Raw genomic sequence first — 17,451 nt, 5'->3', positions numbered from 1 at the left:
AGCTTTGTTGTTGTGTGGGTCGAGTGCCGGGGAGGGCTATGACCTTTACGTTAACGTAAGCTTGCGTTAAGGCGCTGTCAATCGTAGTTTACGTTTACGTCAACCCACAAAAAACACAACAGGGGATGGTGATGGATCAACCGAACCAGAGCTACAGCCGTGGCGCCCAGGACAAGGCGCTGCTGGCGATGACCATCGGCCAGGCCTTCGATCAGACTGCCGCACGCTATCCCGAGGGCGAGGCGCTGGTGGTACGCCATCAGCGGCGCCGCTTCAGCTGGCGGCAACTGGCTGAAACGGTCGACCTGCACGCCCGCGCTTTCCTGGCCCTGGGCATGCAAGCTGGCGACCGCCTCGGTATCTGGGCGCCCAACTGCGCCGAGTGGTGCATCACCCAGATCGCCAGCGCCAAGCTCGGGGTGATTCTGGTCAACATCAACCCGGCCTATCGCAGCAGCGAACTGGACTACGTGCTCAAGCAATCCGGCTGCCAATGGCTGGTGTGCGCCGGCGCGTTCAAGACGTCCGATTACCACGCCATGCTGCAGGCGCTCGCGCCCGACCTGCGTGCCACCGTCAGCCTCGACCCCAGCCCGCCCGAGGGCTTCGTACCCTGGGCGCAACTGGCGAGCATGGGGGCGGAGATTGCTCATGAACACTTGCAGCAGCGCCAGGCCAGCCTGCACTTCGATCAACCCGTGAACATCCAGTACACCTCCGGCACCACCGGGTTTCCCAAGGGTGCCACCCTCAGTCACCACAATATTCTCAACAACGGCTACATGGTCGGCGAAAGCCTTGGCCTTACCGCGCAGGATCGTCTGGTGATCCCGGTGCCGCTGTACCACTGCTTCGGCATGGTGATGGGTAACCTGGGCTGCATCACCCATGGCACCACCATGATCTACCCCAATGATGGCTTCGACCCGTTGCTCACCCTGACCGCCGTCGCCGAGGAGCGCGCCACGGGCCTGTACGGCGTGCCGACGATGTTCATTGCCATGCTTGATCATCCGCAGCGCGGCGAGCTGGACCTCGCCAGCCTGCGCACCGGGATCATGGCCGGCGCTACCTGTCCCATCGAAGTGATGCGCCGGGTCATCAGCGAGCTGCACATGGGCGAGGTGCAGATCGCCTATGGCATGACCGAAACCAGCCCGGTGTCGTTGCAGACCGGCCCGGATGACGACCTGGAGCGACGCGTCACCACCGTCGGTCGCACCCAGCCGCACCTGGAAAATACAATCATCGACGCCGCCGGTAACACCGTGGCACGTGGCGAGATCGGTGAACTGTGCACCCGTGGCTACAGCGTGATGCTCGGCTACTGGAACAACCCCGAGGGCACCCGCCAAACGATCGACGCGGCGGGCTGGCTGCACACTGGCGACCTTGCGACCATGGACCCGCACGGTTACGTGTGCATTGCCGGGCGCAACAAGGACATGATCATCCGTGGTGGCGAGAACGTGTACCCGCGCGAGCTGGAGGAATTTTTCTTCACTCACCCGGCGGTGGCCGACGTGCAGGTCATCGGCATTCCCGACGAGCGCTACGGTGAAGAAATCGTCGCCTGGATCAAATGCCATCCGGGCCATGTGGTCGATGCGCTTGAGCTGCAAGCCTGGTGCAAGGGCCGCATCGCACACTTCAAGACGCCCAGGCACTTCAAGTTCGTGGATGAGTTTCCGATGACGGTGACGGGCAAGGTACAGAAATTCCGCATGCGCGAGATCACGCTTCAAGAGCTGCGAACGCAGTCCTGACAGCCACGCAAAATCCCTTGTGGGAGCAGGCTTGTTGTGGCGAGCGGGCTTGCCCTAATGCCGTTCAGTCAAGCGCAGATTCCCTGTGGCGAGCAGGCTTGTCCTGCGTTGGGCTGCGCAGCGGCCCCAAAACCAGACGCTGAGCCGTATCAGGTACACCGCGTTTTGCTCGATTGGGGGCGCTGCGCACCCCAACGCGGGGCAAGCCCGCTCACCAAAGGTTTTCTGTTGGCTGTGCGACAGCGCAACGTGGAGCCTCCAACCTTTAAGGGCAGAAACGACAAAAGGGACACGAAGGTCCCTTTTAATGTGTCGCTGCGTGCTCTTTTTTTATTATTGAGGGGCGGCCTGTTGTTGTTTTTGGCAGCCGTGGCCCTTTACTGCTGTTTTGGGTGACCCCCATCCGGGGTCAAGAGCAAACGTATTTTTTTGAGCGCTGAAGTGCTTCCAAAAAAATCTGTTAGCTGCGTCTCTGCCGTGTTGTTTTTGTTATGTCAGAGTCGTTACGTCTTGTTTTTATTAGGCTTGGTGCTTTTTATTCTTGTTATGCAATAGAGATAGCAGGAGCCATGCCAACTTTTAAATTTCTATTGAAATCAATAGCTTGTTTTTTATGCCGTGATTGCCTCTGCGCAAAGGCGGCCAATTATGTTCCCGCGTTACCCGCTGTGTCGGCGCCCGGTAACACATTGTCACAGCCTTGCTACTCAACTGGCGCTACGCACCTTCGCCACCCGCGACCCACTGGCGCGCCCCAGCACCTGGCTGATCTGCCGGCCCGCGTCAATCAGGCGCGAGAGGTCGATGCCGGTGTGGATGCCCAGCCCGTCGAGCAGGTACACCACGTCTTCGGTGGCGACGTTACCGCTGGCGCCCTTGGCATACGGGCAGCCGCCAAGGCCTGCGATAGAGCTGTCGAACACCTGGATACCTTCCAGCAGGCTGGCATAGATATTCGCGATCGCCTGGCCGTAAGTGTCGTGGAAGTGTCCGGCAAGCTTCTCCCTTGGCACCTGGGCGCCAACGACCTCGAACAACCGCCGCGTATCGCCTGCCGTGCCGGTGCCGATGGTGTCGCCCAGGGACACTTCATAGCAGCCCATGGCGTACAGCTCGCGGGCCACCGCAGCGACCTGTTCCGGCGCGACGTCACCTTCGTAAGGGCATCCCAGCACACAGGACACGTAGCCGCGCACGCTGACACCGTGCTGCCGGGCTGCGCTCATGATCGGTGCGAAGCGCTCCAGGCTCTCGCTGATCGAGCAGTTGATGTTGCGTTGCGAGAACGCCTCGGACGCGGCCGCAAACACTGCGACCTCCTTGACGCCGGCCGCCAGCGCATCTTCAAAGCCGCGCAGGTTGGGCGTTAGCGCGCCGTAGGTCACGCCGGGCTTGCGCCGGATCTGCGCAAACACCTCGGCGGAGCCGGCCATCTGCGGCACCCATTTGGGCGACACAAAGCTGCCCACTTCGATATAGCCCAGCCCGGCGTCGCTCAAGGCGTCCACCAGACGGACTTTGTCCGTCACGGCGATGGGCTGGGCTTCGTTCTGCAAACCGTCGCGTGGGCCGACTTCAACCAGGCGTACGTGGGAGGGGAGGGGCATGAGGATTACCTTCTGTTCAATGGCCAGACTGGCTCATGGTGTGGGCCAGGGCTTGAGTGCAGCGTTCTTCGGCGGTGTCCAGTTCCAGCTTCATCTGTTCGATGTCCAGCAGTTGCTGTTCCAGCTGTTCACGCCGCTCGGCGATCTTGGCCAGCATGCTGTTGAGCTGGATGTGGTTGCCGCTGGTGGGATCGTAGAGTTCGATCAGCTCGCGGCATTCGGCCAGGGAGAAACCGATGCGCTTGCCGCGCAGAATCAGCTTGAGGCTGACCTTGTCCCGCGCCGAGTAGATACGCTCCTGGCCCCGACGCTCCGGGGTCAGCAGGCCTTGCTCTTCATAAAAGCGAATGGCGCGGGTGGTGATGTCGAGCTCGCGGGCGAGGTCGGAGATGCTGTAGGTGGTGCTCATGGCGGCGCTCGGCGGATGGCTTGGCGCTAAGCTAATGGCTGGTTGACGTAAACGTCAATAACATCCCATGGCTTTCATCTTGCCGTGGCGAGCGGGCTCGCCACCACGACAACCCCGGCAAGCCCGCCCAGTCAAAGGTCAGGCCTGTTTGCCATCGAGCTTCTTCTCATGGGCCGTCACCTGCTGGCACAGCTCGATCATCTGCTCGCGCATCCAGCGGTTGGCCGGGTCCTGGTCGGTGCTTTCATGCCAGTACAAATGGGTTTCCACGGGCGGCACGTCGTTCACCGGCAGGTTGACCCAGTGCAGTTCGTGGCGGCGGGCGAAGCGCTCGGGCACGGTCATGACCATGTCGGTCTGCTGCAGCACCTGCGAGGCCATCAGGTAATGCTGGGAACGCAGCGCGATCTTGCGCTGGATGCCCATCTTGCCCAGGGCCAGGTCGACATGGCCCAGGCCGTTGCGGCGGCTGGAGATATGAATGTGGGTCAGCGACAGGTAATCATCCAGGCTGAGCTTGTCCTTGCCCGCCAGCGGATGGCCCTTGCGCATGGCGCACACGTAGCGGTCTTCCATCAGCTTGACGTGACGCACCTGCGGGTCGGTGTTGAGCGGTGCGTCCACGGCAAAATCCAGGCGCCCGGCCGCCAGTTCCTTGGTGGTCTCGCGGCGCTTGGACAGGAAACTTTCGATCACCACCGTGGGTGCCAGCCGGCGCAGGCGCTGGAACAGCAGCGGCAGAATCACCGCCTCGGTGAGGTCGGTCATGCTGATGCGATAGGTCTTGGCCGCCTGTTGAGGATTGAAAATCCGGCTTTCCTGCACCGATACCCGCAGCAACGACAGCGCATTGCGCACCGGGCCGATGATGTTCTGCGCCATCGGCGTAGGCACCATGCCCTGGGCGGTGCGCACGAACAGCGGGTCGTTGAAGGTCTCGCGCAGGCGGGCCAGCGCGTTGGACACCGCCGGTTGCGTAATGCCGACGATCTGCCCGGCGCGCGTCAGGTTGGCTTCGGTGTAGATCGCATCAAAGACGATGAAGAGGTTCAGGTCGACCTTGCTCAGATTCATTGCGTTGCGCTCTTATTGTTAGGTGCCGATAGGCTGATCATATATCGGTGATGAATGTTAATACACGCCGAGAATAGGCTAGGTAAATTATCAGCGCTGTTCTAGCATCGAATTCATGACCTAAACAACCTCTCAGAGAAGGGAGCTGCCCATGGATTTCGCCTATTCGCCCAAGGTTCAGGAACTGCGTGAACGCGTCACTGCATTCATGGACGCTTACGTCTACCCGGCCGAGCCGGTGTTTGAACGCCAGGTCAGCGAAGGCGACCGCTGGCAGCCCACAGCGATCATGGAAGAACTCAAGGCCCGCGCCAAAGCCGAAGGCCTGTGGAACCTGTTCCTGCCCGAGTCCGAACTCGGCGCCGGCCTCACCAATCTGGAATACGCGCCGCTGGCCGAAATCATGGGCCGCTCGCTGCTGGGGCCGGAGCCGTTCAACTGCTCGGCCCCCGACACCGGCAACATGGAAGTGCTGGTGCGCTATGCCAACGAAGAACAGAAACAGCGCTGGCTCGAACCGCTGCTGCGCGGCGAGATCCGTTCGGCCTTCGCCATGACCGAGCCGGACGTGGCTTCGTCCGATGCCACCAACATGGCCGCCCGTGCCGAGCGCCAGGGCGATGAGTGGGTCATCAACGGCAAAAAATGGTGGACCTCCGGCGCCTGCGACCCGCGCTGCAAGATCCTCATCTTCATGGGCCTGAGCAACCCGGACGCGCCGCGTCACCAGCAGCATTCGATGATCCTGGTGCCGGTGGACACACCCGGTGTGAAAATCCTCCGCCCGCTGCCGGTGTTCGGCTACGACGACGCGCCCCACGGTCACGCCGAAGTGCTGTTCGACAACGTACGGGTGCCCTACGAAAACGTCCTGCTTGGCGAAGGCCGTGGCTTCGAGATCGCCCAGGGGCGCCTCGGCCCCGGCCGTATTCACCATTGCATGCGCTCGGTGGGCATGGCCGAACGCGCGCTGGAACTGATGTGCAAACGTTCGGTCAGCCGCACCGCATTCGGCAAGCCGTTGGCACGCCTGGGTGGCAACATCGACAAGATCGCCGACTCTCGCATGGAAATCGACATGGCGCGCCTGCTGACCCTTAAGGCCGCGTACATGATGGACACCGTGGGCAATAAAGTAGCGAAAAGCGAGATCGCGCAGATCAAGGTGGTCGCGCCGAACGTGGCGCTGAAGGTGATCGACCGCGCGATTCAGATGCACGGCGGTGCCGGCGTTTCCAATGATTTCCCGTTGGCCTACATGTACGCCATGCAACGCACCCTGCGCCTGGCCGATGGCCCGGATGAAGTGCACCGCGCGGCGATCGGCAAGTTCGAGATTGGCAAGTATGTGCCCAGGGAGATGATGCGCGGCGGGCAGTAGCACTGCGTCGCCTGCAATCGGGAGCAAGCCCCCTCGCACATTTTGAATTGTGAATACAGTGCAAATGTGGGAGGGGGCTTGCTCCCGATGAGGCCCGTCCTGATAACCCCAAACTCCAGCCTCAGTACACCCAGACCTCCACCCGCCGATTCTTGATCCGCCCCTCATCCGCCGTATTCGCCGCCACCGGCATCTGCGCGCCAAACCCGCGAATATCGCGCAGCACCACGCCGCTCTTGACCAGTTCCCTGCGCACCGCCATCGCCCGCAACTTCGACAGCAACGCTGCGCGCTGGGGATCATTCTTGGCATCGCCAAATCCCACCAGCGTCACCTGCTTGTCGAGCTTGCCGTGGCTTTTCAGGTAGTCCACCACCCGCAGCACATCCTGGCGCGCCTTGGTGTCCAGGCTGGCGCTGCCTTCCTCGAAACGAAAATTGACGCTCAGGCGCTGGGCATCGCGGGCAATCGCTTGATAGTCCGCCGGCATCGACGCACGCGGTTGCACGCCAATGGCCTGCACCTGCTGGGCAATAAAACCGTTGGCCGCGACGATTGCCTGGCCCTGGCTGCTCTGGGCAAAGTCCACCAGCGCCCGGGCCCACGGGTTGTGGCTCGCCGGCGGCAGGTAAAAGAACAGGCGCCGCGACAGCGGGTAATCTTCGGTGGCGATCAAGCTATTGAGCGGCAACATCGGTTGTGAATCGCCATCGGCAATCGCCACCGCCTTGGCCTGGCGTATGTAGGGCAGGCCGATAAAGCCGATGCCCTGGGGATCGCGGCTGACTGCATCGGACAAAGCTTCGCTGGACTCGAAACGCCGGGCGCTTGAAGCCAGCGGTTTGCCGCGCCGGTTCAGCACCAGCTCCTTGAACGTGTCGTAGGTGCCGGACTGGTCATCTCGCGCATACACATGAACAGGCCCGCCGACGCCGCCCAGTGCTTCCCAGGTGCTGACCTCGCCGTTGAAGAGCTGCGCCAGTTGTTCGGTGTCGAGGGTGTTCAGCGGGTTGAGCGGGTTAACGATGATGGCCAGGCCATCGATGGCGATCACCTGTTCGGCTTCGGGGCTTTTCAGGTCGCCCAGTGGCTCAAGGTCCACCAGCTCGCTGTCCTTGATCGGGCGGGACGCTGCCGCGAGGTCTGCGCTGGCTTTTTTCAGCGCGGCAAAGCCGGTGCTGGAGCCATGGGCCGCCACCTCGATGGTCACGCTCCTGCCCTGGCGCGTCTTGCCGACTACGCGCTGCTCGTTTGGTCCGTCGCCCGGTTCGATGTGCACCCGTTGCACGCCCTCGTGCTCCAGCAAGCCCTTCACCAAAGCCGGGCCCAGCGCTGCGCCGATGGTATTGGAGCCCTGAATGCGCAGGGCAGGGCCGTGCTCGGGTACGGGCAGTTGCGCCGACACGGCAATCAGAGGGAAAAGGGTCAAAAGAAACAGAACGCGCAGCATCATGCCGGCACCTTCAAAGAGAGTGCGACGAGATTAAGTCAGAGAGTTTGCAGAAATATGACTGAGACGCGCCCGTCAAGCGGCGCCAGGAATGAGTGTGGGAGGGGGCTGCCGCCTCTTATCAAGTGAGTTTTTCAGCAACTACATCCCTGTGGCGAGCGGGCTTGTCCCGCGTTGGGCGGCGCAGCGCCCCCAATCGAGCAAAACGCGGTGTACCTGATACGGCTCAGCGCCTGGCTTCGGGGCTGCTGCGCAGCCCAACGCAGGACAAGCCTGCTCGCCACAGGGAATCTGCGCTTGTGGGCTTATTGTGGCGAGCGGGCTTGCCCCGCGTTGGGGTGCGAAGCGCCCCCAATCGGGCAAAACGCGGTGTACCTGATACGGCTCAGCGCGTGGTTTTGGGGCTGCTGCGCAGCCCAACGCAGGACAAGCCCGCTCGCCACGGAGGTTCCAGTTTGCTGCGTGACAGCGCCAGGTCGAAGACCGTCAGGGGTTCAGCTCAATTCGAGCCAGATCGGTGCATGGTCCGACGGCTTCTCCAATCCACGCAGGTCGTAGTCCACGCCGGCATCCTTGACCCTTGGCAGCAGCCCATTGGACGCCATGATCACGTCAATCCGCAGCCCGCGCTTGGGCTCGTCCTCAAACCCGCGGCTGCGGTAGTCGAACCAGCTGAAGCGGTCGGTCACGTCCGGGTAGAGGTGCCGGAAACTGTCCACCAGGCCCCAGTTTTTCAGGCGGGCCATCCATTCGCGTTCTTCCGGCAGGAAGCTGCACTTGCCGGTTTTCAGCCAGCGCTTGGCATTGTCGGCGCCGATGCCGATGTCGCAGTCCTGCGGGGAGATATTCACGTCGCCCATCACCACCAGCGGCTGCTCGTTGCTGAACCGGCTTTCCAGCAATTGTTGCAAGTCCTCATAGAATCGCTGCTTGGCGGGGAACTTGGTCGGGTGGTCGCGGCTTTCGCCCTGGGGGAAATAGCCGTTCATGACCGTGACCGGTTGGCCGTTTTCATCGGAAAACGTGCCCCAGATGAAACGGCGCTGGGCGTCCTCTTCATCACTGTCGAAGCCCTTGTGCACGCTCAAGGCTTCCTTGCGCGACAGCAAGGCCACGCCGTAATGACCTTTCTGACCGTGGTAGTACACGTGGTAGCCCAGCGCCTGCACCTCGGCCAGGGGGAACTGGTCATCGTGAACCTTGGTTTCCTGCAGGCCGATGACGTCGGGTTGGTGCTTGTCGATCAGCGCCGCCAACTGATGAGGGCGGGCGCGCAGCCCGTTGATATTGAAGGAGACGATTTTCATGGTCGACAATCCGGTCTGGCAAAAAGGGCGATGCTAGCCGACAAGTCCGGCCGGGGCCAGCGTGGTGACAGGGCATCTGCGTTGCCAATGTCTTGGAACGACTGCTGCGCCGCAGGTTCGTAACCCTATGAACGCCGCCTTTCGAGTGGCGCCCAGGGAGATTGACTGCATGCTTGACACTTCAACCGCCGCTGCCCAGATCCGCGTGCTCAACAGCGGCTATTCCCGCGAGGCCCGCGCGCTGCTGTACCAGGCTTATCGCCATGAGCCGACCTTCGCCTATATTTTCGAAGCGCAGCGCCCCGGCTATGAATTGCGGGTGCGCGCCACGGTGCGTGAGCTGGTCAAGCAACATTTCTTCCAGAAGCTCCCGGCCATTGGGCTGTTTGTTGATGACAAGATGATCGGCATCGCCCTGATCGCGCCGCCGCAACGGCGCCTGGGTATCACCGAGAGCTGGGCCTGGCAAATTCGCATGTGGCTGAGCACCGGCGTGCGCGGCACCCGACGTTATCTGGATTATCACCACGCGGTGCTGGCGTGCCTGCCCACCGATTCGGTGCATGTATTACCGCTGCTGGGCGTTCACCCGCAATTCCAGGGCCAGCACTATGGCGAGCAGTTGCTTGAAGCGGTGCACAACTGGTGTGCCGACGACCCGCATTCCTCGGGCGTGGTGCTCGACACGGGTAATTCACGCTACCTGGCGTTCCTCGAACGTCAGGGCTACGAGGAAATCGGTGAAGTTGCCGTAGGACCCGTCCTGGAGCATGTGTTCTTTCATGCCAACCCCCAGTCTTTGCGGGCTGTAACGGTTTGAGACAGATTTTTTCAGAAAAATCCGGGTTCAAAGACTCCCTCTCGCTCATGTAGCATCCGCGCCTATGAAGCTTCCAGGAAGATTTACCAGCAGCCTGGTCCTGCTGTTCACAAGCTGTGGCGCATGGGCGCAGAGCGAATTGGACGTGCGGATCAAGCCCTCAAACGACGCGTTGAAAGCCAACATCGAAGGCTATATCGGCGGGGTTGGCGATCGTGACGAAGAAGCCTTGCTGCGGTTCAGTCGCGGTGCCGAAGAGCAGGCGCGCAAAGCCGCCCAGGCGTTGGGCTTCTATCAGTCGCAGATCGCCAGTGACGTGAAGGGCGGCAAGAACCCGCGCCTGATCCTCACCATCGACCCCGGCGAGCCGGTGCATTTGCGCAACGTGACCATTCGGGTCGATGGCCAGGCTGCGAGCCTCAAAGCCTTTCGCCTGCCTGCCAGCGACGACCTCAAGTCCGGCGCGGTGCTCAACCACGGACATTACGAAGACGCCAAGCGCCTGATCCAGAACCAGGCCTCGCGCTATGGTTTTTTCAGTGGCCGCTTTACCAGTCAAACCCTCTCGGTAGACCCGAAGGCGGGCGTGGCCGATATCGACCTGGTGTATGACAGCGGCCCGCGCTACAGCATGGGCAAAGTCAGCTTTACCGGCGATACGCCGTTCGACGAAGACTTGCTGCAACGCATGGTGCCGTTCAAGAGTGGCACGCCGTACGACTCCGAACTCATCGCCGAGCTCAACCAGAACCTGCAAGCCAGCGGCTTCTTCGAAGGCGTGCGGGTGGATGCGACCCCCGCCGGCGCCAAAGACGACGTGATCCCGGTGGCCGTGCAACTGGAAACCCGCAAGCCACGCACCATGGGCCTGGGCCTTGGCTACTCCACCGACGTCGGCCCGCGCGGCAAGGCCAACTGGACGCGCCATTGGGTCAACCCCCAGGGTCACAGCTATGGCTGGGAGGCGGAGCTGTCGGCGCCACGGCAGAACGTTGGCCTGTGGTACGACGTGCCGCTCGACCCGCCGCTCACCGACAAGCTTCGCTTCGCTGGCGGCTACCAGAATGAGGAAATCGCCAACACCGACGCCCTGAGTAAATTGCTCACCGTCGGCCCCGAGTGGCACAGCAAATTGCCCAGCGGCTGGACCCGCGTGATCTCGCTCAAATACCAGCGTGAAGAATACCGCCTGGGCAACGACTCGGGCCTGAGCAACCTGGTGATGCCGGGTATCAACTATTCCTACTTGCGCAGCGACAACCGCATCGACCCGCATAACGGTTATCGCCTGGCCTTCGATGCCAAGGTTGCCAAGGAAGGCCTGGGTTCGGACACCAACCTGCTTTACGGCACCGCGACGATCAAGGGCTTGACCACCCTGTGGGACAACCACCGTTTCCTCGGCCGTGCGCAGTTCGGCGGCAGTGCCACCAACGGCTACCAGTCCGTGCCGCCGTCCTTGCGTTTCTTCGCCGGTGGCGACCAGAGCGTGCGGGGTTACGAGTACCAGACCCTGTCGCCGGAGAACGACCGTGGCGACCGTATCGGTGGCCGTTACATGGTGGCCCTGAGCGCCGAGTACCAATATTCCATCGCCGAAAAATGGCGGATCGCAACCTTCATCGACCAGGGCAACTCGTTCAATACCCTGGACATGCCGAGCCTTAAAACCGGTGTCGGCGTCGGCGTACGCTGGGTCTCTCCGGTAGGTCCGATCCGTCTCGACCTGGCCCATGCCCTGGAAGACCCGGGCGGCATCCGACTGCACTTTTCCATGGGGCCTGAGCTGTGATGCGTGGTTTGAAAATAGCGGGGCTGGCGTTGATCGCTGTCCTCGCCTTGTTGTTGCTGGCGCTGTGGACGGTGCTGGGTACGCAGGCCGGTAGCCGCTGGGTGCTGGGCCAGGTACCGGGGTTGAGCGTGGAGAATTTCCAGGGCCGCTTGGGCGGGCAGTGGAGCGCCGATCATCTGCTGTGGCAGCAGGGCTCCAGCCGCGTCGAGCTGGATGCGCCGACTCTGGTCTGGTCGCCGGCCTGCCTTTTGCGCATGACCCTGTGCATCGAGCGGCTGGATGTGGAGCAGGTCAACCTGCAATTTGCACCGAGCGGTGAAGCGAGCAGCGGGCCCATCGCGTTGCCGGATCTGAAGCTGCCCTTGGCGATTCAACTCGGTGAGGTGCACGTCGGCAGCCTGCTGTTCAACGGCAGCGAGCAACTCAAGGGCCTGCAGTTGGCGGCGCACTGGACCGCCGCAGGCATGCGTATCGACTCGGTGCACCTGGAGCGCGATGGCCTGGTGCTCGACCTCGCTGGCCTGCTGCAACCTGTCGGCGACTGGCCGCTGAACGCTAGCGGCAACCTCCGCCTGCCGTACGCGCCCGGTGGCGCGCCGTGGACGGTTGCGCTGAAGGTCGAAGGCGACCTGCTCAAAACCCTTAAGCTTGATGCCGACAGCAGTGGTTACCTGCCAGCCAGGCTCACCGGCGAGCTGCAACCGCTGGAAGAGAACCTGCCGGCACAGGTGCGCATCACCGCGGACAGCTTCAAGCCCAGCGCTGATCTGCCCGCGACTCTGCAACTCAATCAACTGGATGTCACTGCCAGGGGCGACCTGAAAAGCGGTTACCAATTGCTTGGCAAAGCCGTATTGCCTGCGGAAAAAGGCCCGGTGGCTCTTCTGCTGCAAGGCAGGGTCGACGCCAGGGGCGCGCAGATCGCCGGGCTTGATCTGAACGCCGGCGACAAACAGAACCTCAAGCTCAGCGCCAACCTGGATTGGCAGCAAGGCTTCAGCGCCGACGCCAAAATCGACTGGCTCGACTTCCCCTGGCATCGCCTTTACCCGCTGATTGACCAGCCGCAGGTCACCTTGCACACCTTCAACGGCGAAATCTCCTATAAAGACGGCAACTACCTGGGCAACCTCAAAGCCGATCTCGACGGTCCGGCGGGCAAGTTCACGGTGGTCACGCCGTTCAGTGGCGATCTCAAACAGGTGTTCCTGCCCGAGCTGAAACTCACCGCAGGCCAGGGCAAGGCCGCAGGCCATCTGAATCTGCAGTTCGCCGAGGGTATCGCCTGGGACACGGCGCTGGATCTGTCGGCGCTGAACCCCGCGTACTGGGTGGCTGAATTGCCTGGCACCCTGGCCGGGCCCTTGCGCAGCAAGGGTGAGTTCAGGAACGATCAACTCAAGCTCGACGCCGACCTCAACCTCAAAGGTCAACTGCGCGGGCAAACCGCCGTGTTCGCCGCCAAGGCCGAAGGCGCGGGCGAGCAATGGACCCTCGCCAACCTGGATCTGCGCCTGGGCGACAACCGCATCAACGGCAGCGGCAGCCTGCAACAGCGTTTGGCCGGCCAGATCGACATCAAGCTGGCGCGCCTGGCCCAGTTGTGGCCGCAACTGCGCGGCCAGGTCAACGGCCGGCTCGACGTGGCTGGCACCTTGAAGGCGCCGCAAGGCAAGCTTGGCCTCAAGGGCCAACAACTGGCGTTTGCCGACAATCAGCTGCAAAACCTCAGCCTCGACGCCACCCTGGATAACGCCCAGCGCGCGAAGATCGACCTCAAGGGCAGTGGCATTCAAAGCGGCGAGACTCAGGTGGGCACACTCACCGCCAGTGCCCAGGGCGATATCAAGAGCCAGAAAGTCCAGTTGGACCTTGCCGGCCCGCTGGTCAAGCTGGCGCTCGCGCTGGACGGCAACCTCGACAAAGGCAACTGGCGCGGGCGGCTGGCCAGCGGCGACGTGCAAGCCGGTGGCCAGGACTGGCGGCTGCAGGCCCCGGCCCGGATCGAGCGTCTGGCGGATGGCAAGCTGACGTTCGCCGCCCATTGCTGGGTCTCCGGCGGCGCGAGTCTGTGCGGTGAAGACCAGCGCCTGATGCCCGAGCCCAAGCTGCGCTACCACCTCAAGCAATTCCCGATCGACAGCCTGGCGGCGTTTTTGCCCAAGGATTTTGCCTGGCAGGGCAGGCTCAACGCCGACGTGCAGCTCGATCTTCCAGAGAGCGGCCCGAAGGGCGTGGTCTCGGTGGACGCCAGCGGCGGCACCTTGCGTGTCAAGGACAAGGCCCAGTGGCTGGATTTTCCCTATGACACCCTCAAACTGGAAACCACCCTCAATCCCAAGCGCATCGACACCCAGCTGAATTTCCGTGGCGGCAAACTGGGCGAGCTGTTGTTGCAGGCACAGATCAATCCATTGCCCGCCAACAAGCCGATCACCGGCAACTTCAGCCTCACCGGCCTGGACCTGGCGGTGGCGCGGCCATTTGTGCCGATGGTGGAAACGCTCACCGGCAAGCTCAACGGCACCGGGCGCATTTCCGGCGGTTTGCTTGCGCCCCTGGTCAACGGCAGCGTCAATCTGGTGGGCGGCGAAATCTCCGGGCCGGAGCTGCCCCTCAGCCTCCAGGACCTCAACGTGCAAGCGCTGATCGCTGGCGAAAGCGTGCAACTCAACGGCGGCTGGCGCAGTGGCAAGGCTGGGCAGGGCAGCCTCAAGGGACAGATCGACTGGGGCCAGGCGCTGGCGGCCGACCTCAGCCTCACGGGTTCGCAGTTACCGGTGACGGTCGAGCCTTACGCCGTGCTGGAAGTGGCGCCCGACCTGAAGATCAGCCTCAAGAACGACAAGCTGGCGGTTGCCGGCAAGGTCCGTATCCCGCGTGGCGACATCACCGTGCGTGAGTTGCCGCCGTCCACGGTCAAGGTCTCCGATGACACGGTGATCGTCGGCAGCCAGACTGAAGAGGGCAAGGCGCCGATGGCAATGGCCATGGATATCGATGTGGAGGTTGGTGAAGACAAGCTCAACTTCGCCGGCTTCGGCCTCACCGCCAAGGTGCAGGGCCATGTGCATATCGGTGACAACATGGACACCCGCGGCGAGCTGTGGCTCAACGACGGTCGCTACCGCGCTTACGGGCAGCGCCTCAATGTGCGGCGTGCGCGATTGTTGTTCGCCGGGCCCCTGGACCAACCGTTCCTGGACATCGAAGCGGTGCGCGTCACCACCGAGGCCTCGCGAACGGTGACGGCCGGTATTCGCCTGAGCGGCAGCGCCGAGCAGCCCACCACGCAGATCTTCTCCGAGCCGGCCATGGCCCAGGAGGATGCGCTGTCGTATCTGGTGCTGGGGCGTTCGCGTACCAACAACGGTGAAGACAACAACATGCTCGCCGAAGCGGCGCTGGGCCTGGGCTTGATGGGCAGCTCGGGGGTCACCACCGACATTGCCAACAAGCTGGGCATCCAGGATTTTGACCTCGACACCCAGGGCGCCGGCAACAAGACCGCTGTGGTCGCCAGCGGCAAGATCAACGAGAAGCTGAGCCTGCGTTACGGGGTAGGCGTGTTCGAACCGGCCAATACCATCGCCTTGCGCTACCTGCTGAGCAAAAAGGTTTACCTGGAAGTGGCGACCGGCGTGGCCAGCTCGCTGGACATCTTCTACAAACGCGATTTTTAAACCATCACTCAATCAGAAACGGTGGGAGGGGGCTTGCTCCCGATAGCGGTGTATCAGTCAGCTTATCTGCGGCTGACACACCGCCATCGGACGCAAACCCCCTTTTTATGGTTGATGGCATTTCAGCCATATCTCAGCTAGATACCAAGCAAGCTAATAATTCCATTTGACATTCGCTGCCTAAGCAGTAACATCTCGTCACACATTCGCTGCCTAGGCAGTAATAAGGTGACTTCCGATGACCCATTTCACCCCTGACAGCTTTCGCCACTGTCATCTCGGCTTGTTGCTGGGACGGGCTGCGTTGCTCAAGGACCGCATCATCGACACCCATATGGAACCCCACGGCGTCACTGCCGCGCAGTTCAAGGTGTTGATCATCATTGCCCAGTTCGACGTCGACACCCCGGCCGAGCTGTGTCGCAACCTGTCGCTGGACAGCGGCTCGATGACCCGCATGCTCGACCGCCTCGAACAAAAGGGCCTGCTGGTGCGCCAGCGTTCCGAGCAGGACCGGCGCCAGGTGCGGCTGGTGCTCACCGAAGAAGGCCAGCGCCTGGCGGACATGCTGCCGCACATCGGCGCGCAGTCGATGAACGAGTTGGCCGGCGCCCTGGAGCCCGGCGAGCTGCAGACCCTGGAAAAAATCCTCAAGAAAATCCTCGTTGCAGCGGGTGACGCCATCGTCATCCAGCGGGTAGGTACAGAATGAACACACGTGCGTTATGCCTGGTGCTGGTGGCCATGAGCATGGCCGGTTGCGCCAACTACAGCGGCCTCGACACCCAGGGTCGGCGCCTCGACGCCAACACCCTGCAAACCGGCAAGTCCCTCGCTGGGGTGACGCTCTCGAGTGCGGCCTGGCCGGCGGCCGACTGGTGGAAGAGCCTCGGCGACCCGCAGCTGGACGGCCTGATCCAGGAAGCCCTGCGCAACAGCCCGGACATGCAAGTGGCCAGCGCCCGCGCCCATCAGGCCGAAGCGGCCGCCTATGCGGCCAACGCTGCGCGCCTGCCCACCGTAGATGCCAGCGCCGGTGTGAGCCGTTCGCGGCTGGCCCGGGACCAGGACCCGCGCGGCGAGGGCGATGCCTATTCGACCGTGCGCAACATCGGCGCGAGCTTCAATTACACCTTCGACCTGTGGGGTGGCCAGCGTGCCGCCTGGGAAGCCGCGTTGGGGCAGGCCCGAGCCGCCGAAGTCGACCAGCAGGCCGCGCGTCTGACCCTCGCCGCCAACGTCGCCAAGGCCTACAGCGACCTGGGCCAGGCGCATATCGTGCGTGACCTGGCCAATGACGACCTCAAGCGCACCCGCCAGATGCTCGACCTGAGTCAGCGCCGCCTGAACTCCGGGATCGACAGCCAGTACCAGTACCAGCAAACCGAAAGCCTGGAAGCCAGTAGCCAGTCGCAACTGATCGATGCGGAAAAACAGCTGCAGAGCGCCAGAATCGCCCTCGCGGTGTTACTCGGCAAAGGTCCGGATCGTGGCAATGAACTGGCCCGTCCCGCAGTGCTGCAACCCGCCGCCGTGGCGGTGCCTTCGGTGCTGCCTGCCGAGCTGCTGGGTCGTCGCCCCGACCTGATCGCCGCGCGCTGGCGCGTCGAAGCTGCGAGCAAGGACATTGCCGCCAGCAAGACGCGCTTCTACCCCAACCTCAACCTGAGCGCGAGCGCCGGGGCCGAGTCGTTGCTGGGTGATGCGATGTTCGGTTCGGCCAGCCGCTTCTTCAACATTGCGCCGACGATCTCGCTGCCGATCTTCGACGGCGGCCGCCTGCGCGCCGACCTCGATGCGCGCGACGCCGATTACGACCTGGCCGTGGCTCAGTACAACAAAACCCTGGTGCAGGCCCTGGGCGATATCGGCAGCACGCTCGCGCAACTGCGTGACACCGCGCGGCAGATCCAGGCCCAGCAACACGCGGCGGACATCGCCCGGCAGTCCTACGACACCGGGCTGCAACGTTACAGCTCAGGCATCGGGAATTATCTGGATGTGCTGAGCATCGAGCAGCAACTGCTCCAGGCCCAACGCCAGTTGGCCAGCCTGAAGGCTGCGCAGATCGATCTGTCGATTCAATTGATGCAGGCCCTGGGTGGCGGCTACAGCGCCGCAGACGTTGCGTCGACCACCCCCGCTGCACGCACGGAATAATG

General features: G+C 62.6%; 12 protein-coding genes. 7 read left to right on the top strand and 5 right to left on the bottom strand.

The features are described 5' to 3' along the window. Positions 1-131: 131 nt before the first annotated feature. Positions 132-1,766, top strand: a complete 1,635-nt coding sequence (locus tag JOE32_RS07905; protein ID WP_209982951.1) for an AMP-binding protein — start codon at positions 132-134, stop codon at positions 1,764-1,766. A gap of 707 nt (positions 1,767-2,473) precedes the next feature. Here the strand turns inward: JOE32_RS07905 and JOE32_RS07900 are convergent. The 3 genes from JOE32_RS07900 to JOE32_RS07890 all read right to left on the bottom strand — a co-directional run bounded on the left by JOE32_RS07900 (position 2,474) and on the right by JOE32_RS07890 (position 4,856). After that, on the bottom strand, positions 2,474-3,373 hold the full coding sequence (locus tag JOE32_RS07900; protein ID WP_209982949.1) for a hydroxymethylglutaryl-CoA lyase: 900 nt from the start codon (positions 3,371-3,373) through the stop codon (positions 2,474-2,476). 16 nt (positions 3,374-3,389) lie between these two features. Then, the gene (locus JOE32_RS07895) at positions 3,390-3,782 is read right to left on the bottom strand and encodes a MerR family DNA-binding transcriptional regulator (protein ID WP_209982947.1); all 393 of its coding nucleotides are present in this window, start codon (positions 3,780-3,782) and stop codon (positions 3,390-3,392) included. Positions 3,783-3,920: 138 nt separating this feature from the next. Further along, positions 3,921-4,856, bottom strand: coding sequence for a LysR family transcriptional regulator (locus JOE32_RS07890; RefSeq protein ID WP_003238359.1), 936 nt, complete (start codon positions 4,854-4,856; stop codon positions 3,921-3,923). Positions 4,857-5,007: 151 nt separating this feature from the next. Between JOE32_RS07890 and JOE32_RS07885 the strand changes: the two genes are divergently transcribed. Then, positions 5,008-6,237, top strand: a complete 1,230-nt coding sequence (locus tag JOE32_RS07885) for an acyl-CoA dehydrogenase (protein ID WP_057007562.1) — start codon at positions 5,008-5,010, stop codon at positions 6,235-6,237. A 121-nt stretch (positions 6,238-6,358) separates the two neighbouring features. Here JOE32_RS07885 and JOE32_RS07880 read toward each other — a convergent pair whose 3' ends face one another. Further along, positions 6,359-7,690 (bottom strand): phosphate ABC transporter substrate-binding/OmpA family protein, encoded by a 1,332-nt coding sequence (locus JOE32_RS07880; protein ID WP_209982945.1) that lies wholly within the window; start codon positions 7,688-7,690, stop codon positions 6,359-6,361. A 491-nt stretch (positions 7,691-8,181) separates the two neighbouring features. After that, positions 8,182-8,994, bottom strand: coding sequence for an exodeoxyribonuclease III (gene xthA, locus JOE32_RS07875; protein WP_209982943.1), 813 nt, complete (start codon positions 8,992-8,994; stop codon positions 8,182-8,184). 169 nt (positions 8,995-9,163) lie between these two features. Here xthA and JOE32_RS07870 point away from each other — a divergent pair, with 169 nt between their 5' ends. The 5 genes from JOE32_RS07870 (at position 9,164) to JOE32_RS07850 (ending at position 17,449) form a co-directional block, all read left to right on the top strand. Further along, positions 9,164-9,814: a GNAT family N-acetyltransferase gene (locus tag JOE32_RS07870; RefSeq protein ID WP_209982941.1), complete on the top strand. Its 651-nt coding sequence runs from the start codon at positions 9,164-9,166 to the stop codon at positions 9,812-9,814. A gap of 64 nt (positions 9,815-9,878) precedes the next feature. Continuing rightward, on the top strand, positions 9,879-11,606 hold the full coding sequence (locus JOE32_RS07865) for an autotransporter assembly complex family protein (protein WP_209982939.1): 1,728 nt from the start codon (positions 9,879-9,881) through the stop codon (positions 11,604-11,606). Continuing rightward, complete coding sequence (locus tag JOE32_RS07860) at positions 11,606-15,289, top strand: translocation/assembly module TamB domain-containing protein (protein ID WP_209982937.1); 3,684 nt, start codon at positions 11,606-11,608, stop codon at positions 15,287-15,289. The genes JOE32_RS07865 and JOE32_RS07860 overlap by 1 nt, the downstream gene beginning before the upstream one ends. Before the next feature lie 238 nt (positions 15,290-15,527). Beyond that, complete coding sequence (locus JOE32_RS07855; RefSeq protein WP_209982935.1) at positions 15,528-16,001, top strand: MarR family transcriptional regulator; 474 nt, start codon at positions 15,528-15,530, stop codon at positions 15,999-16,001. Next, positions 15,998-17,449, top strand: coding sequence for an efflux transporter outer membrane subunit (locus JOE32_RS07850; protein WP_209982933.1), 1,452 nt, complete (start codon positions 15,998-16,000; stop codon positions 17,447-17,449). Before JOE32_RS07855 ends, JOE32_RS07850 begins: the two co-directional genes overlap by 4 nt. Positions 17,450-17,451: the final 2 nt, after the last annotated feature.

It is taken from the genome of Pseudomonas sp. PvP025 (assembly GCF_017832155.1).
Lineage (GTDB): Bacteria > Pseudomonadota > Gammaproteobacteria > Pseudomonadales > Pseudomonadaceae > Aquipseudomonas.
This window is presented reverse-complemented; position numbering and strand designations above follow the sequence as displayed.

Excerpts from the sequence above, each read along its gene's own strand:
- JOE32_RS07885 (WP_057007562.1), top strand. The coding sequence starts at position 5,008 with ATGGATTTCGCCTATTCGCCCAAGGTTCAGGAACTGCGTGAACGCGTC.
- JOE32_RS07880 (WP_209982945.1), bottom strand. The coding sequence starts at position 7,690 with ATGATGCTGCGCGTTCTGTTTCTTTTGACCCTTTTCCCTCTGATTGCC.
- JOE32_RS07850 (WP_209982933.1), top strand. The coding sequence starts at position 15,998 with ATGAACACACGTGCGTTATGCCTGGTGCTGGTGGCCATGAGCATGGCC.
- JOE32_RS07870 (WP_209982941.1), top strand. The coding sequence starts at position 9,164 with ATGCTTGACACTTCAACCGCCGCTGCCCAGATCCGCGTGCTCAACAGC.
- JOE32_RS07905 (WP_209982951.1), top strand. The coding sequence starts at position 132 with ATGGATCAACCGAACCAGAGCTACAGCCGTGGCGCCCAGGACAAGGCG.
- xthA (WP_209982943.1), bottom strand. The coding sequence starts at position 8,994 with ATGAAAATCGTCTCCTTCAATATCAACGGGCTGCGCGCCCGCCCTCAT.
- JOE32_RS07855 (WP_209982935.1), top strand. The coding sequence starts at position 15,528 with ATGACCCATTTCACCCCTGACAGCTTTCGCCACTGTCATCTCGGCTTG.
- JOE32_RS07890 (WP_003238359.1), bottom strand. The coding sequence starts at position 4,856 with ATGAATCTGAGCAAGGTCGACCTGAACCTCTTCATCGTCTTTGATGCG.
- JOE32_RS07860 (WP_209982937.1), top strand. The coding sequence starts at position 11,606 with ATGCGTGGTTTGAAAATAGCGGGGCTGGCGTTGATCGCTGTCCTCGCC.
- JOE32_RS07895 (WP_209982947.1), bottom strand. The coding sequence starts at position 3,782 with ATGAGCACCACCTACAGCATCTCCGACCTCGCCCGCGAGCTCGACATC.
- JOE32_RS07865 (WP_209982939.1), top strand. The coding sequence starts at position 9,879 with ATGAAGCTTCCAGGAAGATTTACCAGCAGCCTGGTCCTGCTGTTCACA.
- JOE32_RS07900 (WP_209982949.1), bottom strand. The coding sequence starts at position 3,373 with ATGCCCCTCCCCTCCCACGTACGCCTGGTTGAAGTCGGCCCACGCGAC.